At 66.8% G+C, this 20140-nt stretch carries 16 protein-coding genes; 5 read left to right on the top strand and 11 right to left on the bottom strand.

What is annotated here, in order from left to right:
* Positions 1 to 60: 60 nt before the first annotated feature.
* Positions 61 to 2352, top strand: coding sequence for a ComEC/Rec2 family competence protein (locus HL666_RS28220; RefSeq protein WP_172184767.1), 2292 nt, complete (start codon positions 61 to 63; stop codon positions 2350 to 2352).
* Positions 2353 to 2454: 102 nt separating this feature from the next.
* Here HL666_RS28220 and HL666_RS28215 read toward each other — a convergent pair whose 3' ends face one another.
* The 4 genes from HL666_RS28215 to HL666_RS28200 all read right to left on the bottom strand — a co-directional run bounded on the left by HL666_RS28215 (position 2455) and on the right by HL666_RS28200 (position 8306).
* Complete coding sequence (locus HL666_RS28215) at positions 2455 to 2895, bottom strand: hypothetical protein (protein ID WP_172184766.1); 441 nt, start codon at positions 2893 to 2895, stop codon at positions 2455 to 2457.
* Between the two features lie 279 nt (positions 2896 to 3174).
* Positions 3175 to 3873, bottom strand: coding sequence for a transcriptional repressor LexA (gene lexA, locus HL666_RS28210; protein WP_172109545.1), 699 nt, complete (start codon positions 3871 to 3873; stop codon positions 3175 to 3177).
* 194 nt (positions 3874 to 4067) lie between these two features.
* Positions 4068 to 5279, bottom strand: a complete 1212-nt coding sequence (locus HL666_RS28205; RefSeq protein WP_172109544.1) for a molybdopterin molybdotransferase MoeA — start codon at positions 5277 to 5279, stop codon at positions 4068 to 4070.
* A 1044-nt stretch (positions 5280 to 6323) separates the two neighbouring features.
* Entirely contained in the window at positions 6324 to 8306 is a 1983-nt protein-coding gene (locus HL666_RS28200) for an aq_1923 C-terminal domain (RefSeq protein WP_172184765.1), read from the bottom strand.
* A 241-nt stretch (positions 8307 to 8547) separates the two neighbouring features.
* Between HL666_RS28200 and HL666_RS28195 the strand changes: the two genes are divergently transcribed.
* Together HL666_RS28195 and HL666_RS28190 are read left to right on the top strand one after the other, a co-directional pair.
* Positions 8548 to 10860: an NADP-dependent malic enzyme gene (locus tag HL666_RS28195; protein ID WP_172109542.1), complete on the top strand. Its 2313-nt coding sequence runs from the start codon at positions 8548 to 8550 to the stop codon at positions 10858 to 10860.
* A 147-nt stretch (positions 10861 to 11007) separates the two neighbouring features.
* Positions 11008 to 11463, top strand: a complete 456-nt coding sequence (locus tag HL666_RS28190; protein WP_172109541.1) for a DoxX family protein — start codon at positions 11008 to 11010, stop codon at positions 11461 to 11463.
* 9 nt (positions 11464 to 11472) lie between these two features.
* Here the strand turns inward: HL666_RS28190 and HL666_RS28185 are convergent, their stop codons facing one another.
* From HL666_RS28185 to HL666_RS28170, 4 genes are all read right to left on the bottom strand, one after another.
* Positions 11473 to 12033 carry a dihydrofolate reductase family protein gene (locus HL666_RS28185; RefSeq protein WP_172184764.1) on the bottom strand — a complete coding sequence of 187 codons (561 nt, stop codon included), beginning with the start codon at positions 12031 to 12033 and terminating at the stop codon, positions 11473 to 11475.
* Positions 12034 to 12052: 19 nt separating this feature from the next.
* Positions 12053 to 13000, bottom strand: a complete 948-nt coding sequence (locus HL666_RS28180; protein ID WP_172132102.1) for a polysaccharide deacetylase family protein — start codon at positions 12998 to 13000, stop codon at positions 12053 to 12055.
* A 159-nt stretch (positions 13001 to 13159) separates the two neighbouring features.
* On the bottom strand, positions 13160 to 13735 hold the full coding sequence (locus tag HL666_RS28175; RefSeq protein ID WP_172109538.1) for a glutathione peroxidase: 576 nt from the start codon (positions 13733 to 13735) through the stop codon (positions 13160 to 13162).
* A gap of 155 nt (positions 13736 to 13890) precedes the next feature.
* Positions 13891 to 15648: a L,D-transpeptidase gene (locus tag HL666_RS28170; protein ID WP_172109537.1), complete on the bottom strand. Its 1758-nt coding sequence runs from the start codon at positions 15646 to 15648 to the stop codon at positions 13891 to 13893.
* 229 nt (positions 15649 to 15877) lie between these two features.
* On the opposite strand from HL666_RS28170, the gene HL666_RS28165 reads away from it, so the two are divergent.
* The gene (locus tag HL666_RS28165) at positions 15878 to 16429 is read left to right on the top strand and encodes a CreA family protein (RefSeq protein WP_172109831.1); all 552 of its coding nucleotides are present in this window, start codon (positions 15878 to 15880) and stop codon (positions 16427 to 16429) included.
* Here HL666_RS28165 and HL666_RS28160 read toward each other — a convergent pair.
* Positions 16419 to 16628 carry a hypothetical protein gene (locus tag HL666_RS28160; RefSeq protein WP_172109536.1) on the bottom strand — a complete coding sequence of 70 codons (210 nt, stop codon included), beginning with the start codon at positions 16626 to 16628 and terminating at the stop codon, positions 16419 to 16421. The two genes, HL666_RS28165 and HL666_RS28160, sit on opposite strands and share 11 nt — an antisense overlap.
* A 392-nt stretch (positions 16629 to 17020) precedes the next feature.
* On the opposite strand from HL666_RS28160, the gene HL666_RS28155 reads away from it, so the two are divergent.
* Complete coding sequence (locus HL666_RS28155) at positions 17021 to 17383, top strand: hypothetical protein (protein ID WP_172109535.1); 363 nt, start codon at positions 17021 to 17023, stop codon at positions 17381 to 17383.
* Between the two features lie 47 nt (positions 17384 to 17430).
* Here HL666_RS28155 and HL666_RS28150 read toward each other — a convergent pair whose 3' ends face one another.
* On the bottom strand, positions 17431 to 18210 hold the full coding sequence (locus tag HL666_RS28150; protein WP_172184763.1) for a hypothetical protein: 780 nt from the start codon (positions 18208 to 18210) through the stop codon (positions 17431 to 17433).
* 39 nt (positions 18211 to 18249) lie between these two features.
* Positions 18250 to 19974 carry a type I secretion system permease/ATPase gene (locus tag HL666_RS28145; protein ID WP_172184762.1) on the bottom strand — a complete coding sequence of 575 codons (1725 nt, stop codon included), beginning with the start codon at positions 19972 to 19974 and terminating at the stop codon, positions 18250 to 18252.
* Positions 19975 to 20140 lie beyond the last annotated feature (166 nt).

Genomic DNA, 20140 nt, shown 5'->3' with positions numbered 1-20140 from the left:
GGCGCGCTCGCGCAGCTTCCAGTAGCCTTCCGGCCCGGTGTCGTAGCGGGTGGTGTGGCGATGGCGGGGCCGGTCAGGCCGCCGGGATGGCGTCGCGGGATCGCGGGCGTGATGGCCGACGTCTGGCCGCCGCGCGGCGCGCTGGCTGGCGGTTGGCCCGCGATCGGCTCGGCCGCATGGCCGTCCTTTGCCGCGCGTCTCAGGGGCTGGGCGCGCGAGGAGGCCGGCGCAGGGCGGCTGCTGCCATGGGTGCCCGTGGCCTTCGGCGCCGGCATCGCGCTGTATTTCTCCGCCGATCACGAGCCGGTGCTGTGGGTCAGCGCCATCGCCGCGGCACTGTTCTGTCTGGTCGCCATGCTGATGCGGCGCCATCCGCTGTTTCCGGCGGCGGTGATGATCGCGGCCGCCGCCTGCGGCTTTGCGGTGGCGACGGTGAAGACCGCGCGCGTGGCGCATCCGGTGCTGGCGCGACCGCTCTATTCGGTGTCGCTCGCGGGCTTCGTCGAGGCGCGCGACATTCGCGAGCGCAGCGACCGCATCGTGCTGCGCGTGACCGCCATGGAGAGCCCGCGCAATGCGATCACGCTGGCGCGGGTGCGGCTCGCGGTGCGCAAGGGCAGCGCCCCGGACGTCGGCAGCTTCGTGCAGCTGAAGGCACGGCTGTTGCCGCCGCTCGCGCCGGTGCGGCCGGGCGCCTACGATTTCGCGCGCGACATGTTCTTCCAGGGCATCGGCGCCTCCGGCTTCGTCATGGGAACGATCACGACCGTGACGCCGCCGCAGGCGGCCGGCTTCGGCCTGCGCTATGCGGCTTTGATGCAGGGTCTGCGCGATGCGATCGATGCGCGCATCCGCGCCCGGCTCGACGGCGACGAGCGCGCCATCGCCACGGCGCTATTGACCGGGCGGCGCGACGCCATCACGCCCGATGTCAACGACGCGATGTTCGTGTCCGGCCTCGGCCATGTGCTGTCGATCTCCGGCTATCACATGGCGGTCGTCGCCGGCGTCGTGTTCTTCGCGGTGCGCGCGCTGCTGGCGCTGATTCCGGGGCTCACCGTGAGCCATCCGATCAAGAAATGGGCGGCAGTCGCGGCGCTGGTCGCGGCCGCGTTCTACCTCTTGCTCTCGGGCGCGGAGGTCGCGACCCAGAGATCCTTCTTCATGACGGCGGTCGTGCTGATCGCCGTGATGGTCGACCGTCGCGCCGTCACCTTCCGCACGCTCGCGGTCGCCGCAATGATCGTGCTGGTCGCAGCGCCCGAGGCGCTGGTGCATCCGAGCTTCCAGATGTCGTTCGCGGCGACGCTCGGCCTCGTCGCGCTGGTGCAGTTCGGCCTGCCGAGATTGTTCGCGACGCCGGACAGCTCCGCCTCGCAGCGCATCGCGTTGTGGGGCGGGCGCGAGCTTGCGATGCTGCTGCTGGCTTCGCTGATCGCGGGGCTCGCGACGACGCCCTACGCCGCCTTTCACTTCCATCGCATCACGCCTTATGGCGTGCTGGCCAATCTCGCGGCGATGCCGGTGGTGTCCGTGCTGGTGATGCCTGCCGGTCTGATGGGACTGCTGGCGGTGCCGTTTGGCCTTGACGGCTTCTGGTGGTCGCTGATGGGCTTCGGGATCGACTGGATGATCGCGGTGACGCGCTGGGTGGCGGCGCTACCGGGCGCGGTCGGACGGATTCCGGCGTTCGGCATCGGCCCGCTGATCCTGGCCAGTCTCGGACTCATCCTGATCGGGCTGTTGCGCACGCCGCTGCGCTGGTCGGGCGCCGTCGTGCTCGCGGCGGCCACCCTGTGGGCCGCCACGACGCCGTTGCCCGACATTCTCATTGCCGGAGACGGACGCGCGGTGGCGGTGCGTGGCCGCGACGGACGCCTGCATGTGATGCGCACCGGCAAGGACGTGTTCGTCACCCGGGAGTGGCTCGCCGCCGATGCCGATACGCGCCTGCCCGCCGATGCAGCGCTCAGTGACGGCGTGTCCTGCGATGAGGCGGGCTGTGTCGTGGCGATGGCCGATGGCCGTTTCGTCGCCATGACCTTGCGCGCCGACGCCATCGCCGACGATTGCGTCCGTGCCGCGCTGATCGTGACCGCGCGCGCCGCGCCGTCGTCATGTGCAGCCGCCGTGGTTGACCGCCCGCGTCTGCAGCAGCAGGGCGCCTTGATGCTGGTGCAGCGGGACGCCGGCTTCGCCGTCACGCCGGTGCGTGCTGGTGGCACGGATCGCCCGTGGTGGCCGGCTTCGGCCGATACCGGCGAATTCGACATGACCCTGACACCGCGCCCGCCTGCGTCGCGTGCTCAGGATGCGACTCCGCCGGAGGCGGAGCAGGTGATCGAGGATTAGTTCGTCCGGCTTCCGCGCTGTTGCTCGCGCCCCCGGCTTCGGCAGGTGCCGGCCGAGGGCTGCGGGCGAGCGATCCGAGACGGCGAAATCGACTGACGCGTGTCAGGTGATGCTGATCCGGCGTATCCGCGTCGTCTGCGATGCCGGCGCCTCCTCCGCGGTATCCGGACGGTGCTCGCCCGGCTGCCTGGTGACGGGCAGCTGCAGCACGGTGACGCGCTGGCCTTCGCAGAGCTGCGTGACGAGCACGTGCCGGCCGTCGGCAAACTCGATGGCGTCGTGATGGCGGTCGGGGATGTGCTTTTCGATCGTGTTGAACTTGGCGACGCGCTCGCGGATCGTCCGGGTCCAGAGCCAGCGGCTGTCGTAGCGGACGTCCTCGGCGAAGGCGAGCTCGGTGCCAGGCAGCATGCACACCGCAACGTTGGGCTCGGTCTCCACCGCGAAGCCGCGGGTCGCGGTGCCGCGGAAGGTCGTCGATATCAGCGTCTCGCCGACCTTGGCAGGACGGGAGGCAACGGCATGGAGGCTGTAGTCACACATCGGATCGCTCCTCGCTGAGAGATAGCCGACCCACGCTCCCCCCGGACAGGCGCAGGCCTCTATCAGAGTGGACATCGAGGCGATGTTAGCGCGCGCTTCACGGCAATTCTGCGCTGATCTGCATGGCGCGTGGCCGCCGATGATCACAAGCGTTTGAGCGTGCCGCGCTGCACATCATGAGGTGCATTCGCGCGTGACTCGTTTTTGAGCTGCAGCGCAGCTCCTGGCATCGCGCCGCCACACAACTGTGCATGTCGGCAGATGCCTGCAGGTCCGCGCTCAGTACTTGCGATAGAGCCCGACCAGCTTGCCCTGGATCTTCACCCGGTTGGGCGGCAGGATGCGCACCTCATAGGCGGTATTGGCGGGCTCCAGCGCGATCGAGGCGCCGCGGCGACGGAAGCGCTTCAACGTCGCCTCCTCATCGTCGATCAGGGCCACCACGATGTCACCGGTGTCGGCGGTCTCGTTGCGCTGGATCAGCGCCATGTCGCCGTCGAGGATGCCGGCATCGACCATCGAGTCGCCGCGCACCTCGAGCGCGTAGTGATCGCCATTGCCGAGCATGTCGGCCGGCACGCTGATCGTGTGGCTGCGGGTCTGCAGCGCCTCGATCGGCGTACCCGCGGCGATGCGGCCCATGACAGGCACCGCGACCGGGCGCTCGCCATCATCGAGCGCGGGCGTCGAGGTCCGCACCTTGCCGAGATTGCCTTCGATCACCGACGGCGTGAAACCGCGGCGATTGTTGGCGGCCTGCGACAGCTCGGGCAGCTTGATCACCTCGATGGCGCGGGCACGGTTGGGCAGCCGGCGGATGAAGCCGCGCTCCTCCAGCGCCGTGATCAGGCGGTGGATGCCGGACTTCGAGCGCAGGTCGAGGGCATCCTTCATCTCGTCGAATGACGGCGGCACGCCGGCCTCCTTGAGCCGTTCATTGATGAACCGCAGAAGTTCGTACTGTTTGCGCGTCAGCATCTCGACCTGGTCCCCAGTTTGTGTCGTCCGAGTCCGCGCCCTGCGTCCAAGGGCCGATGGGAGGTTGGACGTTCGTATTCGCGTCGCCCGCAACATACTAAAAACAAATCATGAACGGACACTATATGTTCGATGTGTGTTCCGCAATCCTAAAAATATGATGAACGATCCGGGCTTTGCCGGGGGAAAACGGCTCAGTTCGGCAGGCGCAGGATCTCGCAGGGGCTGCCGGCCGGCGCCTTCGGCGCAAAGGCCGGACGGATCACGAGCGCCTGGGAGAGCGCGAGATGGCCGAGCAGCGACGAATCCTGCTGTGTCACCGGCGTCGCGATCAGCGTGCCGTCGGCGCGTTCCTCGAGCCGGGCACGCAGATAGTCCTCGCGCGAATCATTGGCCCCGAGCTCGCGGCCGAGCAGGGCGGTCTCGCGCGGCATCAGCGCGTCGTCGCGGCCCAGCAGGCGTCGAATCAAGGGGACCAGGAACAGGATGGCGCAGACATAGGACGACACCGGATTGCCCGGCAGCCCGATCACCCTCATGCCGCCGAGCCGGCCATGCATCATCGGCTTGCCCGGCCGCATTGCGATCTTCCAGAACGCCATCTCGACGCCCTCGGCCTCGAGCGCCTGCTTGACCAGGTCGTGATCACCGACCGAAGCGCCTCCGGTGGTGACCAGGATGTCGGCCTGCGCATCAAGCGCCTTGCGGATGCCGGCGACCGTGGCGTCGAGCGTGTCGGCGGCGATGCCGAGATCGACCGGCTCGGCGCCTTCGCTGCGCACCAGCGCGCGCAGAGCATAGCCGTTGGAATAGACGATCTGGCCCGGACCCGGCGTCGCGCCGGGCATCACCAGTTCGTCGCCGGTCGCGAGCAGCGCCACCCTCGGGTGCCGCCGCACCGGCAGCGCCGGATGGTTCATGCTGGCGGCGAGCGACAGATCGCGGTCGCTGAGCCGGCGTCCGGCGTTCAGCAGCACCATGCCCTCGTGGAAGTCGACTCCTGCCGGCCGGATGTGCCGGCCCTTGATTGCTGCCTCGCTGAGCACGACGTGATCGCCTTCCGCGATCGTGTCCTCCTGGATCACGACGGCGTCGGCGCCGACGGGCACCACGCCCCCGGTGAAGATGCGCGCCGCCTCGCCGGGTCCGAGGACACGATCGAACGGCCGCCCGGCGGCGACCTCGCCGATCACCTTGAGCCGCGCCTGGGGCTTGTCGGCATCGGCCGCGCGCACCGCATAGCCGTCCATCGCCGACATCGCCTCCGGCGGCTGTGTCCGCAGCGCCGCAAGATCGCGCGCCAGCACCCGGTGAAACGCCTCGTCCAGCCCGACCATCTCCTCGGCCAGCGGTTCGGCGCCGGCGAGCACCGCAGACAACGCATCGGACACCGGCATCAAGGCCATGAGAGTTCCTTCGGACGGAGGCGGGACGACTCGCGGGAGTCGCGTTCTAACCGAACGTGCACGGCGCGGCCAAGTCCCCGGGGCAAGTCGCTTCCGTTGGATCGGGACCGGCTGGATCGAGAGAACCGATCAGACCGGATGTCCGATCCGCATAGTCGGTTCGACTTAGACAGCAGCGTCGTCGTTCGTCGCTCTCCTCCGCGTGTCTGCCCGACGGGCAATTTCCGCATCTCCGCCATGCGCCAACTGCCCGTCGTGTTAGTTTGCCGCACTGTTTCCGCTTGCGCCGTCGGGCAGATCACCTGCATCTTCTTGCGCATCCCGCCTCGATGAAGAGGGACGGTTCGCGGTCGTCACGAGACGTGAGGTGGGGAGGCGGTGGCTGCAGTCTGTCGCAACGCGCTGATGGCGTGTGGACGAACGGCGGATTGCAGGCGGTCAAGTCGCGTGGTCTCGACACCCCGACGCTGGTGTCCCGCGCAATGCGCAGCAAGCGCATTGTTGCGCATGGTGGCCAACAAGCCCGGTGCACCAGGGAGAGCGCGAAGCAGCCGACAAGCCCACCGCGCAGGGAATGCCGGATGACCGGCTGAACCTGTGGTACCTGCCGCCTGCATTTTTCTTCGCAGGCGGGCCATGGGTTGCGGCCAGCACCCGGCATTCCCTGCGCCCTCTTCGCTAAGCGAGGGCGGAACGAACCGGACCAACTCGGGCGTTTCAGCCGCGGGATCGTGGACGTGTGTGCTGACGGCGAGGTGCCAACCGTGCGTCTTGATCAGCGAGCGCGATCCCTCCGCGTGCAACGTTGCCGCCTGATGGCACGCTCTCTCCGCCCGTCATTCCGGGGCGCGCGCAGCGCGAGCCCGGAATCCATAACCACGACCGGTCGAGAGGATCGGGATGTCTGCTCGCTTGACCTCCTTCACCAATCACCGTCCCGGAGTATGGATTCCGGGCTCGCGCTGCGCGCGCCCCGGAATGACGCGTGGAGAGAGACGTGGACTCACGTCCTGCTTCAGCGCGCTGCTCCGATCGGCGTCAGTCTTACGGCGCCGTCTGCGCCTCGATCTTGAACTGCGCCAGCGCACTCGGCGGATCGATGGCGATGAGCTGGGCGAGCTGCATGGCTGGCACCTTGGCGCGCGGCGAGAGCTTCAGCGAGAACGTCTGGCGCGGCTTCTCGACGAAGCGGCTGAGGGCTTCGACCGCGGCGGCGACATCGGCATTGTCAGCGGCGAACTGGGCGCCGATCGCCTTGATGCTGTCGACCAGCGCCTTGCGCGCGGCGTCACGCGGAATCGCATGCGTCCGCGCATAGTTGGCGACGAACACGTCGACGGCGCCGAGATCGCGCAACGTCAGTTCGATCCCGGCCGCCTCGATCTGCGCCGCCGCCGTCGTCGCCTGCTGCAGATCGACCGTGAACACGTCGCGCGGCACGCGCGCCAGCGAGACGTTGGCGGATGCACCGACCAGATTGCTGACCTCGAGCTTGAACGGCGACAACGCGAAGGTGCCGGCGCTCTCGGTCCAGCCAAGGCCGAGATCTGCATCGAGCGCGGCAGTGTCGATGCCGGCGACCAGCAGCGGCAGGAATGCCGGGTTGGAGGGATCGAGTGGCCCGGCCATCTTGGCGACCAGCCGGGCCTGCGTCGGGATCGGGCCGACATATTGGCCCCAATCGAGGCTGATCGTGTCGATCTGCACCGGCTTGTCGCCGGACTTGTAGGGTGTCGTCAGCGCCTTCAGCTCGACGCCGGCGAGCAGCTTGAGCATCTCGGCCGCATCGGCCGGGGCCGGCTTGGCGCCGGCGGCGGAATATTTGGCGGCGAAATGCATCAGGCCGGCGAGATCGAAGCTCTTCAGCGCGAAGCGGCCGAGCTTGATCGGCCCGTTCGGCCCACGGCCGTCAAACCCCTCGACGGCGATGTCGCCTTTGCCGTCCCGGAGGTCGAGGCGGAACGCGGCCAGCTTGGCGGGCCCTTGCGGCGTCTCGATCGCAAGGCCGCGGAGCTCGGCATTCTTGACGGCCATGCCCTCATAGATGCCGGCAACCCGGTCCATCAGCTCGCGCGCCTGCTCGGGCGTCGGCTGGGCGGCCGGCGAGGCCGGCAGGATGGCGAACAGAGCGGGCAGCTGCAGCCGGGAGGGCCGCACGCTGAACTCGTCGGCGCTGGCGCTCTCCATGCGCATCTTCAGGCCGGAGTCCGTGGTGATCTCGTAGGCGCCCATCGTGAACTTGCCGTTGATGCGATAGGTCCTGTCGTCCTTGGCGGCGTCGGGACTGAGCACGGCCAGGATCGCATTGGCGTCCATGTCCTGGTGGACGATGCCGGCCATCCGGCCCTGCATCTTGTCGGCCTTGCCGCCCGGCTGCTGCGGGGTCATCGTGAAGGTGACCTCGTCGAGCTTGTAGCTGGCGATGCGGCCGGCCTTGATGGTCTCGAAAGTGAGCCCGGAATAGGCGAATTCGGCCGGGCCGGCCGAGGGGCCGCCGTCCATGGTGCCCGTGGTGCGCGGCACGGAGATCGACGCTGCGCTGATCGTCACGAACTGCTGGGCGAGTGCCCGGTAGGTGTCGAGCATGCTGGCGCCGGAGGGGATCGCGGCGAACCGCGCCGGGCCGGCATAGTCCTTCACCAGCAGCTGCGGCAGCTTGTAGCTGAGCCGCATCGGCGCCGCGCCGGCCAGACTGCCGGCCATCGTGACGTCATTGATCTCGATGCTGGATGCCGTGACATGCTCGCTGTCAGGCTGGTTCAGCCCGGTGGCGACGATGCTGCCGAAGGTCACGCTGGCCGGCGGCTGGCTGGCGGATTCCAGCTTGACGTCGGCAATCGTCAACTTGCGCGACCACAGGTCGAAGGCGACCTTGCCGTGGCTGGCGGTGGCGCCGTTCTGGCGGATCTGGGCGAAATTGGCCTCGACCTCGCGCTCGGCGCGCGCCTGGGCGTACCAGGGGACGCCGATGAAGCCGGCGGCGCCCAGGGCTACCGCTACGAGGACTGTGATGACGACACGTTTCATTCGATATGCTCCGCCCAACGCTTAGGCAGCAGAGGGGTGATGGTCTCAGGGAAATCGATGGAGTAGGGATGTGCTTCTGCGAATTAAGGAATCGCTGGCCCGGGATGCCGACGAACATGGTTTCGGATGTTGCATGAAAGCCGTCCAACGTGCATCACATGCGCTTCCACCGGCCGGAAAAACCGACGTCTGAACGAAATTCAAGAGACCAAAAATCCGGGTCGGAAACGCTGGAGCACGTATGTCGTCGTCCTTTTCTGAAGATCTTCGTTCCGCAGCCCTGGCCTATCACCGCCTGCCGCGGCCCGGCAAGCTGGAGATCCAGGCCTCCAAGCCGCTCGCCAACCAGCGCGACCTCGCGCTTGCCTATTCGCCGGGCGTGGCGGCTGCGTGCACCGAGATCGCCAACAACCCGGCCGAAGCGGCGACGCTGACGGCGCGCGCCAATCTCGTCGCCGTGGTTTCCAACGGCACCGCCGTGCTCGGTCTCGGCAATATCGGCCCACTGGCATCCAAGCCGGTCATGGAAGGCAAGGCGGTTCTGTTCAAGAAGTTCGCCGGCATCGACGTGTTCGACATCGAGATCGCCGCCGACACCATCGACCGCGTGGTCGAGACGGTGGCGGCGTTGGAGCCGACCTTCGGTGGCATCAACCTCGAGGACATTAAGGGGCCGGAGTGCTTCGAGATCGAGGCGCGGCTCAAGGAGCGGATGAAGATCCCGGTCTTCCATGACGACCAGCACGGCACCGCGATCATCGTCGGCGCCGCGATCAAGAACGCGCTGTCGCTGGCCGGCAAGCAGCTGTCCGAGGTCAAGATCGTGACGTCGGGCGCGGGCGCCGCCGCCATCGCCTGCCTCAATCTGCTGGTGTCGATGGGCGCGAAACGCGAGAACATCTGGGTCTGCGACATCGACGGCGTCGTGCACGAGGGCCGCAACACGCTGATGGATCCCTGGAAGGCGGTCTATGCGCAGAAGACCGACAAACGGACCTTGGCCGACGTGATCGGCGGCGCCGACATCTTCTTGGGCCTTTCCGCCGGCGGCGTGCTGAAGCAGGAGCTCCTGAAGCAGATGGCCGAGAAGCCGCTGATCATGGCGCTCGCCAATCCCAACCCGGAGATCATGCCGGAGGAGGCGCGCGCGGCGCGGCCCGACGCGATGATCTGCACGGGGCGTTCGGACTTCCCGAACCAGGTCAACAACGTGCTGTGCTTCCCGTTCATCTTCCGCGGCGCGCTCGACGTCGGCGCCACCGCGATCAACGAGGCGATGAAGCAGGCCGCGGTCGACGCGATCGCGCAGCTCGCGCAGGACCCGCCGTCGGACGCGGTGTCGCGCGGCTTCGACACCGGCGAGACGCAGGGCTTCGGCCCGGGCTCGCTGATCCCGTCGCCCTTCGATCCGCGCCTGATCCTGCGCATCGCGCCGGCGGTGGCGAAGGCCGCGATGGAGTCGGGCGTCGCGACCCGGCCGATCACCAATTTCGACGAATACACCGCGCTGCTCGAACGCTTTGCGTTCCGCTCCGGCCTCGTGATGAAGCCTGTGTTTGCCAAGGCGAAGGCGCAGCCGGTGCGCGTGATCTATGCCGAGGGCGAGGACGAACGCGTACTGCGCGCCACCCAGGTGGTGCTCGAGGAAAAGCTGGCGCGGCCGATCCTGGTCGGACGCCCGAGCGTCGTCGAGGCCCGCATCAAGCGCTTCGGCCTGTCGATCAAGGCCGGACGCGACTTCGACCTCGTCAACCCCGAGGACGATCCGCGCTACCGCTCCTATGTGCAGAGCTACATCGAGATCGCCGGCCGTCGTGGCGTGACGCCGGATGCGGCGCGCACGGTGGTTCGCACCAACGCCACCGTCATCGCGGCGCTCGCGGTTGTCAGGGGCGAGGCGGATGCGATGATCTGCGGCGTCGAGGGCCGCTACATGAGCCATCTGCGCCACGTGCGCGAGATCATCGGCTTCATGCCGGGGGTCAGCGACTACGCGGCGCTGGCGCTCACCATCACCAGCAAGGGCGCCTATTTCATCGGCGACACCCAGGTGCGGCCCGATCCGACCGCGGAAGAGCTCGCCGAGATGGCGTCGCTCGCGGCCAATCACGTCACGCGCTTCAACATCAAGCCGAAGATCGCCTTCGTCTCGCACTCCGATTTCGGCGGCTATGACACGGCGTCCTCGCGCAAGATGCGGCAGGCGACGGCGCTGCTGAAGCAGCATCGCCCGGACCTCGAGGCCGACGGCGAGATGCAGGGCGATACCGCGCTGTCGGCGACCGCGCGCAAGGCGATCCTGCCGCATTCCGATCTCGAAGGCTCGGCGAACGTGCTGATCATGCCGAACCTCGATGCCGCCAACGTCGCCTATCAGATGATCAAGGTGCTGGCGGATGCAGTTCCGGTCGGTCCGATCCTGATCGGCCCTGCCAGGCCGGCGCATATCCTGACACCCTCTGTCACGGCGCGCGGCATCCTCAACATGACGGCGGTGGCCGCCGTCGAGGCCCAGGAGCGGGCGGGGAGGGCGCAGCCGACGCTGTTCGCATAACCTTGTTGGCGTGATCGAAGTGTGGCGGAATTCGTCCGGTTTCGGTCGTATTCCGCCCGCCTTTATTGTTGAAAAGCGTTCGCGACGTCACATATCCGGCCTGACGGGCCGGCGACACATGGTTTGAAGTTGATCGTGAGGGCTGGAATGCCGGGTTTCATTACGTTCGGGCGCGTTCTGTTTGCCGTGATCTTCATCTACACGGGCGCGACCAAGCTGTTCGGTATTCAGGCGACCGCCGACATCATCGCGGCCAAGGTCACGATCCCCACCTTGCTCGCGCCCTACGCGGCGCAGCTCGAGGCCGCCGCGAAGATGCCGATGCCGCAGATCCTGGCGATCGCGGCCGGCGCCTTTGAAGTCTTCGCGGGCGCCATGATCGCGATCAACTTTCTCGGGCGGTTCTTCGCTGCTCTGATGATCGTGTTCGTCGGACTGACGATCTTCTACTTCCACGATTTCTGGAATCAGGCCGCGCCCGATAACGCCAAGACCCTGATCGATGCTCTGAAGAATCTCTCGATCATCGGCGCATTGTTCATGATCTTCGGCTACGGCAGGGGGCCGAAGGCGCCCGAGCAGAGCGCCTATGGCGACATCTAGCAGTTCGCCTCAGGCGGCGCGCTTCCAGGCGGTGACGCAGACGTCGTGGGCGGGATCGAGCATCAGCTGATTGGCGGGCGCAAAACCGTGGGCCGTCAGCACCTGCTGCGGCGAACGGCCTGGACCGATCTCCGTGAAGCAGGGGGCGCCGCCGGGCAGAGAAACGTGAGGCGCGAGCGACAGGAAAAAGGTGTCGTAGCGGTCCATGAACATGTCGAACACGACCGGCCCGCCGATGATGGCCACGGTGCCCGTCGTGACCCCGGCAGCCGCGCAGGCGGCCTCGAACGAGGCGCCGGCCGGGTTCCACAGGGTCGACAGTGGCTTCTCGGTGTCCGGCGCGAGCCCCGCCACCGAGCGGGTCACGACCAGCCGCCGGCGCTTCGGCGAGTTCGGCTGGTCTTCATAGGAGTTGCGGCCGTGCACGATCAGATCGGCACTGTCGAGCGCATCGGAGAAGAACATCGCGTCGCCGGGGAATTTGAGCGCTGCCGGCATCACATTGTGGGCGTCGGCCAACATTCCGTCGGCCGACACGATCACATAACCCTCGAGACGAAGCTTGGTCACTGACGAAACGGATCCTCGGTCATTCGGACACTGTCGTCACAACGCTCGAGACCGGCCTTTGGCTCACTGTCGGAAGCTTCGCGACCTTGCCGAGCTGCTCGTCATAGTTGGGAAGCGACTGCACCGGCGCCTTTGCCCGCATCGCGACCACCTTGTAGCCGCCGGCCTTCAGGCGGCGGAGCAGCTCGGGCAGAGCTTCGGCCGTGTGCTTGTGGAAGTCGTGCATCAGGATGATGCCCTTGCCGAGCTTGTCGAGCTTCTTGAAGGTGACGTCGATCACCGCCTGCGCATTGCGCGCCTTGAAGTCGAACGAGTCGAGGTCGCAGGAGAAGATGCCGATGTTGCGGCTGCCGAGATAGGTCACCATCTCCGGCGGGTGCTGCAGCGCCGGAAAGCGGAAGAACGGTGCGGGCGAGTTGCCGCCGAGCGCCCATTTCACGGCGCTGATGCCGAGCTCGATCTCTTCCTTGCGCTGGTCGTCTGTCAGCTTCTTGTTGGTCAGCGCGGCGTGCGACCAGGTGTGCGTGCCCACGGTATGGCCGGCATTGTACACCTGCTTGAGGATCTCCGGATAATAGGTCGCGTGCTTGCCGATGATGAAGAAGATGCCGGTGGTGCACTGGTCGGCCAGCGCCTTGAGCACGCCGGGGGTGTTCTCCGGCCACGGGCCGTCGTCGAAGGTCAGAACGACCTCGTGATCCTTCAGGAAGTCGAGGTCCTTGAAGTGCTCGAAGCCGAAGCCCGGGCCGCCGGTCGTGTCGATCTCGACGGTGCGGCCGACGCCCAGCGCCTCCGGATTCATGCAGGGCGCGCGCGGCGGCTGGGTCTGAGCCGCCGCCGGCTGAGCCGCGGCCGGCGCGGGGGCGGCGGCCGCCGCCGTGCGCTGGGCCTGCGACCAGGCCGCGCCAGACGTCAACAGCGAAGCTGCCAAAGAGCTTGCGAACACCAATCCAGCCGCAATCCGCATCTCGTGTTTCCTCGGGGTTGTTGCGGGAGCGCAAATGCCAGGAGTCGCTCCACCATCCGGGCAAGGATACTAGCCCAGCCGCCGGATCGGCGCCAAAAGGAAACGAGGCAAAAGCACGGGGAAGTTGTCAGCTTCCGCCGCATTCTTGCCGAGTGTTGCTCAGCCGTTGGCGAGCATCCGAGCCACCGCCGTCTTCACCCGGGTGTCGGTGGGCTCGACCGAGGAGGCAAAGACGTCGGCGATATAGCCGTCGCGCCCGATCAGGTATTTATGGAAGTTCCAGCGGGGGGTGTCCTTGGGACGCGCCTCCGCCGCCCAGCGGTAGAACGGGTGAGCATTGGATCCGGTGACCACCGCTTTGGCGGTCATCGGGAAGGTAACGCCGTATTGCTTGTTGGCGAGATCGGCGATATCGCCAGCGATTCCGGGCTCCTGGTGGAAGTCGTTGGAGGGCACGGCGATGATCGACAGCCCGCGCTCGTGGAACTCGCCCCAGAGCTGCTGCAGGCCGCTGTATTGCGGGGTGTAGCCGCATTGCGAGGCCGTGTTCACGACCATGACCGGCTTGCCCGCGAAATCGGCCAGGCGAATCGGCTCGCCGGACAGCGCCGGGAAGGAGAAGCGGTAGGCTGTGGTCTTGCTCGCCGTGCTGTCGGCGCGGGCGCCGTACGACGTCAGCGCCAAGCTCGACAATGACGCGCCGAGGCCGAGAACAACCATCCTGCGATCGATCATGAGAATCTCCCTGTGCAGAGCCAGCCCCGAAAAGCACGCAGGCACCCACGTTCGCCAGCCGGTCTTGGAACGGCGACGGCTGTCCGTTGGATCAGACTGCGTTCCAGCAAGGGGATACCCTTAGGCTGGGGCGGAAAAAGGGACCTCGTCGGTCGTCAGCGCAGCGAAAGAATGAACTCCGTACCCTCGCCGGTTTCGCCTTGGTTGATGCCTTGATCCGAGACGATCAGCGAACTGCCGGTCGACAGGGCCTCGCCGAGCCACGCCATGACATCCGCCGGGATGGTGATGCGATCCAGCGCTTCGGCTGGACTGCTCAACAGAATGGCGGGCTTCGACTCGGCGTGGGTCTCCGCTGACTTCTTGCCGCGCCTGGCTACCTTGTTGGTGGCCTCCGATGCTGCTGCGGCGCGTGCTGAGGCAGGAAGCGAGATGACCGACCAATGCATGGTCGCCGGATCGGCCTTGTCGGCCGTTGCCGTGAACACGTGCGTGCCGAGCGGCTTGTCGCTCGAGGCGATGGTGACCTGGGTATTGAACACCGGCGCGAAGTTCTGCCGAACGTACAGCTTGGAATCCTTGCGGCTGATGAAGATGGCGACCTGGCTGTTGCGCTTCAGCTCGGGCTTGGGCGCGATCGGCTTGTCCGGTGCGGCGACAACACGGGACGGATCCTTGGAGGGCTCCTGCGCGTCGAGCGGCTTGGCTGGCGCATCGGCGGTTGTCGTCGGCGGCACCGCAGGCTGGTCCGCGATCTCTGGGGCGGATGGTTTGGTGTCAGCAGCTTTGGTGCCAGCGGCCTTGGAGTCTGCAGGGTTGGAGTCTGCGGCTTTGGCATCGACCGGCTTGAGATCGGTCGAGCCGGTCGCTTCCAGTTTGCCCGGCGCTTCCGTCGTCTTTTCAGGTGCCGCCGCCTGCGCGTTGTCGGCCGGCTGGCTCGCCAGTGCCGGCGCAGCATCGGCGGGCTTGGCCTCGGCGCTCGATGCGTCGGCGGTCGTCGTTTCGGCGACGCTGGCCTTCACATCGGCCAAGTCCGGTCGCGCCGGATCGGCGCTCGGCGCGGCGTCAGAGGCCACGCCCGGCAGTCGGCTCGCGTTGCTGGCATCGGCGGTGCGCATCTGGCGCTGAACCGGTATCGCTTCAGCGGAGCGGCCGACCTCGCCATGGCCGATCGTGGCGCGAAGGTCGATCGTTGCGACCGTGATCGCCGGCGTCACCGCGGCGCCTTTGTCCGACTTGGTAGCAGCTGGTGCATTGGCGTCGGGCTGAACCGAGGCGCTTGGCTGCGGCGCCTTCAGCGCGGCAAGCAGCGGATGCGAGAAACTGGCCGGAGCCACTTCGCCCGGCGTCACCAGGACGCGCGATCCCATCCGCGTCCAGCCATAGATCCGGGGTGCGAAGCTCGCGGGCATGCGGATGCAGCCATGCGAGGCCGGATAGCCCGGAAGCACACCGGCATGGAGCGCGACACCCGACCAGGTGATCCGCTGCATGAACGGCATCGGCGCGCCGCTATAGATGTTCGACCGGTGAAATTTCTGCTTCTGGATCACGCTGAACACGCCCATCGGCGTGGAGTGTCCCTTCATGCCGGTGGAGACCGGAGCCTCCGCGAACAGGCCGTTGGCGTCGTAGACCTTGAGCTGCTGCTTGCTGATCGACACCGCGATCGTGATCGGCCCCTGCGGCTTGGCGGCCTCCTTCTCGATCGTCACCGGCTTCTGACCGTGGCGCACTTTGGGCTTGCGGGGCATGGCCGGGAACGCGGGCGGAGCGATGGTGACCGGCCGCGAATCGTTCCAGTAGTAATAGGACGCTGCGTCAGCCTGAGATGTCGCTGCTAGAACAAGCGGGACTGAAACGATTGCGGCACAATAAAACCGCCCCCTGGCGGCTGCACGAACGCAGAGCATTCCGGCAAATCCTCAAGAACCATCTGGTCTTTAGTGTCGCAGACGGACTCTGCGTTCACCAGCTTGGGGCTTCTGCCCGCCGTGAGTTTCGTTCCAATCGTAGCAGAAAAGCCTCACATCGCGTTAAACGCGCATTGGAGAGATGGAGGCGTGGAGTGCCTTCCTTGCAGGCATTTGTGTTCCTACATGGGCGGTATGCCGAGCCATCGGCGGTATAACGGAGACCGACATGTCGTTCAGAGCCACCAAGCGGTTTGACCTGTGGCTGAAAACCCTAGCTTTCCTATTGCTTATCGGACTGTCTTCGCCCGTGGTGTCAGCCTCCGCCGCGGATGAGCCGGATCTGATCTTCCGTCGGTCGACAGTGTTCAAGCTGCTGAGTCCGAATGACAAGCTCGCGACCTATGGTGTTGATGATCCTGAGGTCGAGGGCGTCGCCTGCCATTTCACTGTCCCGCAGAAGGGAGGCTATGCCGGCTGGCTCGGCCTGGCAGAGGAAGTCTCGGACATCTCGCTCGCCTGCCGGCAGATCGGTCCGATCCGCTTCAAGCGCAAGCTCGATCAGGCGGATGACATGTTCCGGCAGCGCCGATCGCTGTTCTTCAAGAAGATGCAGATCGTGCGTGGCTGCGATGCCAAGCGCAATGTGCTCGTCTACATGGTCTATTCGGACAGGCTGATCGAGGGCTCGCCGAAGAACTCGACGTCGTCGGTCCCGGTCATGCCCTGGGGCAAGGCGGACGACGGCGAAGTTCAGAAGTGCGGTGACTTCATTCAATAAGGGATTTGCCGAGCAATGGGCGGTTGCCCGCGGGCTTGCCAGGCAATTTGCGCTTGGCAGGGTCGTGGCAGCCGACCAGCCGAAGCAGGCCCTGCGGCGTCGAACCGGCGTCGTTTTCTGCCCGCTGTTGCGCCATGGGCGCGGTAGGGCTGCGCTTTGGCGATATCGGCGTGGGGATGTGCGTGCTGTTCTTGTCCATGCGGGTCCTGAGGGAGCAACGACGTCCCCAACGCATGCGCCGCCGGCTTGCTGAAATGGGCCTCCCTGGCAGCACGCTTACAGGACGGGCCTTAAGAAGCTCTCCATCGGTGGGAATCGACCGCCCACGGCGCAGCCAGTCCGATGGGGAACGCTGAAATCGTCCCGCCTTGCTTGACGTTGGTATATTCTCGCGTTCTGGTTGTGGTTTGTGTCGTCAGGCGGACGGCATGAAACAATGCAGTGGGGCCACGAAACCGTTTTCTGCTTGTCCCGCAGACGCGATGAAACGTGAAACGATTATGAAGTGAGAGCGGGCAGCGCTGCCATCCCGATCGTGTCATCCGGCCCGACGCAGATGACATGACAACACAACGAGACCAGCGGTCCACCATGCTTCTTCGACTAGGTGCTGCGGCGCTTGCCGTCCTGTCCTGCCTCTCCTGGTCATCCGCCGATGCGCGGCCGGCAACCCGATTGCCCGACCTGCGCGGCGAGTTCGTCCGGCAATGCGCGCCTCGCATGCTCGGACGCTGGGCGCACCCCGAAGCCGTCTGCTCCTGCCTGCATGACCATGCGGCTGCTGTCGTCGAGGATGCCGACTTGCGCGAGGCCCTGCTGCGCGGCATCAGTGAGACCGGCGTGCCGACGATCGAGGCCGATTGGGTGCCCGTGCCGAAGCAGTCCGAGATCGGACCGACCTTCACCAGAATTGCCAAGCCTGCCCTGCAGTGCATGTTCGATCCGGCCGGCTGATGCGCGCCGAGCGCTGACCCTCGACGGCATACCGCACCGCGCGGTCGTCACTCCAGGCCATATTGCGACATCAGCGCCTGCACCTCGGGCCGTCGCATGATGTTCGAGATCCGGGTGCCGATCGCCGCATCATCGTTGCGGAGCGACGATCTCGGCGACGATTTGTGGACGATGCGAGAAGGGGGGGCGGCGGCCTTCGACGGACGGCGCGCATCGGCGGGTCTCGCCGCTGATGATGACAAAGGCGCCACCGCTTGAACCTCCTGGGTCGGTGCGGCAATCGTGGTTGGCACGCTGGGCTGTGCTGTCGCTGCGGCGGGGCCAACCGCAGGGGCCGCTGCCGGAGAGGCCGCGGCTGCAACGGGCGGCGTAGTCGGGGCCACGCTGGGGGTGCTGCCGGCCGCGGTCGCGACCGACGGCGTTGCGGGCGCGGCATGCGCCTTCACCGGATCGACCGACGGTGCGGCGGCCGTGAGTGAGTTGGTGCGGGTCTGCGGCGACGCTGGCTCGGGCCTTGCGACCGGCACCGTCAGGGCGGAGAGCGTCGTCGGTTGCGGCGAGATCGGTGCCGGCGGTTCAATCACTGGAAGCGGGCGCGCGACGGCGCTGGCACCCGTGGGCGTCACGACGGCTTCGCCGCTCATCCTGTCGTTCTTGTCCGGCTCGGGCTTCTTGACTTCATCAGGGACATTCACGGCCTGGCTCTGTGCGTGAGCCAGCATCTGCCGTGCGGTCATCGGTGTTTCCGCGAAGGCTGTGATCGGCAACAGGACGGCGGCTGTGAGCGTCAGCTGAATGATCCTGGAAGGCGACATATGCTGGGTCATGGCGGGCTCCTTGCGGTGTGCGATCTGTTTGCGCTTGGTTCAGGCCGCGGCGCTGGCCGTCGCCCGGTCGTGGGCGACGACGACGCGCTGGCCGCGCATCTTGGCGATCACCTCGTCGCGCGGGCCGCATGCCAGCGTCTTGCCGAAGGCCATCACCATGATGCGGTCAACATGCGCCAGAAGCTGCGGACGGTGCGTGACGACGATCACGGTCCGGCCGGCGGCCTTGGCCTGGGCCATCGCATGAGCCAGCGCCCGCTCGCCGTCCTCGTCGAGGTTGGAGTTCGGCTCGTCGAGGATCAGCAGCCGCGGATTGCCATACAGCGCGCGGGCCAAGCCGACGCGCTGGCGCATGCCGCCCGACAGCGCCACGCCGCCTTCTCCGATCGGGGTGTCGTAGCCGTTGGGCAGGCGCAGAATCACCTCATGAGCGCCCGCGGCCTTGGCTGCGGCCACGACCGCAGCCTCGTCCACCTTGGCGAGACGGGCGATGTTGTCTGCCACCGTGCCTGCGAACAGCTCGATGTCCTGCGGCAGGTAGCCGATATGCTTGCCGAGCCGGTTCTGGTCCCACTGGCTGTAGGCGGCGCCGTCGATGCGGATCACGCCTTCGCGGAGCGGCCAGACGCCGGCCATCGCCCGGGCCATGCTCGACTTGCCGCTGGCGGAGGCGCCGACGATCGCGAGGCTCTCGCCGGCCTTGAGCGAGAAGCTGACGCCCTTGACGGAGGGACGTCCCGCGGCCGGCGGCCACACCACGGCGTTCTCGACGTCGATGTCGCCGCGCGGCGTCGGCAGGGCCGTGGGGGCTGCCGTGACGGGGAGGGCATGGAACAGTTCCTCGAGGCGCCGATAGGCAGAGCGGAAGGCGACGATGCGCTTCCACTGGCCGACGACCTGCTCGACCGGCGCCAGCGCGCGGCCCATGATGATCGACGTCGCCATCATTGCGCCGGGCGAGATCTGCTGCTCGATGGCGAGCCAAGCGCCGATGCAGAGCAGCGAGGTCTGCACCGCCATGCGCGCGAATTTGGTCACGGAGTGCATCGCCGCGCCACGCTCGACCAGCGTGCTGTGGGCATCGACCATCGCCGACTGCCGGCAGCTCCAGCGATCCATCACGATGTCGCCCATGCCGAGGCCGCGCACGACTTCACCGTTGCGCAAGGCCGCCGCGACGAAGCGCGAGGCCTCGTTCGCCAGCGCATTGGTGCGCTCGACACTGGCGCGCGTGTAGAACTCGGTGAACAGCGCCAGCGAGAACAGCACGATGGCGCCGAGCAGCGAAAGGACGCCGAGATAAGCGTGCTGCAGGAAGCACAGCGCGACGAACACCGGCGTCCACGGCAGGTCGCAGGCGATCGCGGCGGTGCCGCTGGAGATGCAGTCGCGGATCGTCTCGGCGTCGCGGATGATCTGCTGGCCGAAACGGTGCCGCGGCGACAGCTCGGCCTTCATCATCGTCTCGAACAGCGGGTGGCGCAGCGTGCCTTCGAACTGCACGCCGGCGCGCGCCAAGACGCCGGAGCGGGCGAATTCGAGGATCCCGTACAGCACCAGGAAAACGCCGACGATCAGGGTCAGCATCACCAGCGTGCCGAGATTGCGGCTGGTGAGCACGCGGTCGTAGACCTGCATGGAGTAGAGCGGCGAGGCGAGCATGCTCGCATTGATGAAGAGGCTGAGCACGAAGGTCGCGGTGAGCGCGGGGAAGCAGGCGCGGAGCGCGGCTCCCAGCGGGCTTCGGGCGATGGTGGTCGTCATGGCAGGTCCCCTCACGATGGCGCTCGGGGAGGTTCGTCCATTGCGGAATCGGCGACCGTGACTGACCTCACATAGGTCGAAACGGCTCTGCCGGTGCTTGAGTTGACCGGTCTCAGCCGCTACCGCAGTGACACGCCCGCTTGATCTCGAGCTCTGCCTTTTCGCC

This window comes from Bradyrhizobium aeschynomenes, assembly GCF_013178945.1.
GTDB lineage: Bacteria > Pseudomonadota > Alphaproteobacteria > Rhizobiales > Xanthobacteraceae > Bradyrhizobium > Bradyrhizobium aeschynomenes.
This window is presented reverse-complemented; position numbering and strand designations above follow the sequence as displayed.

Excerpts from the sequence above, each read along its gene's own strand:
- HL666_RS28220 (WP_172184767.1), top strand. The coding sequence starts at position 61 with ATGGCGGGGCCGGTCAGGCCGCCGGGATGGCGTCGCGGGATCGCGGGC.
- HL666_RS28215 (WP_172184766.1), bottom strand. The coding sequence starts at position 2,895 with ATGTGTGACTACAGCCTCCATGCCGTTGCCTCCCGTCCTGCCAAGGTC.
- lexA (WP_172109545.1), bottom strand. The coding sequence starts at position 3,873 with ATGCTGACGCGCAAACAGTACGAACTTCTGCGGTTCATCAATGAACGG.
- HL666_RS28205 (WP_172109544.1), bottom strand. The coding sequence starts at position 5,279 with ATGGCCTTGATGCCGGTGTCCGATGCGTTGTCTGCGGTGCTCGCCGGC.
- HL666_RS28200 (WP_172184765.1), bottom strand. The coding sequence starts at position 8,306 with ATGAAACGTGTCGTCATCACAGTCCTCGTAGCGGTAGCCCTGGGCGCC.
- HL666_RS28195 (WP_172109542.1), top strand. The coding sequence starts at position 8,548 with ATGTCGTCGTCCTTTTCTGAAGATCTTCGTTCCGCAGCCCTGGCCTAT.
- HL666_RS28190 (WP_172109541.1), top strand. The coding sequence starts at position 11,008 with ATGCCGGGTTTCATTACGTTCGGGCGCGTTCTGTTTGCCGTGATCTTC.
- HL666_RS28180 (WP_172132102.1), bottom strand. The coding sequence starts at position 13,000 with ATGCGGATTGCGGCTGGATTGGTGTTCGCAAGCTCTTTGGCAGCTTCG.
- HL666_RS28175 (WP_172109538.1), bottom strand. The coding sequence starts at position 13,735 with ATGATCGATCGCAGGATGGTTGTTCTCGGCCTCGGCGCGTCATTGTCG.
- HL666_RS28170 (WP_172109537.1), bottom strand. The coding sequence starts at position 15,648 with ATGCTCTGCGTTCGTGCAGCCGCCAGGGGGCGGTTTTATTGTGCCGCA.
- HL666_RS28165 (WP_172109831.1), top strand. The coding sequence starts at position 15,878 with ATGTCGTTCAGAGCCACCAAGCGGTTTGACCTGTGGCTGAAAACCCTA.
- HL666_RS28160 (WP_172109536.1), bottom strand. The coding sequence starts at position 16,628 with ATGGACAAGAACAGCACGCACATCCCCACGCCGATATCGCCAAAGCGC.
- HL666_RS28155 (WP_172109535.1), top strand. The coding sequence starts at position 17,021 with ATGCTTCTTCGACTAGGTGCTGCGGCGCTTGCCGTCCTGTCCTGCCTC.
- HL666_RS28150 (WP_172184763.1), bottom strand. The coding sequence starts at position 18,210 with ATGACCCAGCATATGTCGCCTTCCAGGATCATTCAGCTGACGCTCACA.
- HL666_RS28145 (WP_172184762.1), bottom strand. The coding sequence starts at position 19,974 with ATGACGACCACCATCGCCCGAAGCCCGCTGGGAGCCGCGCTCCGCGCC.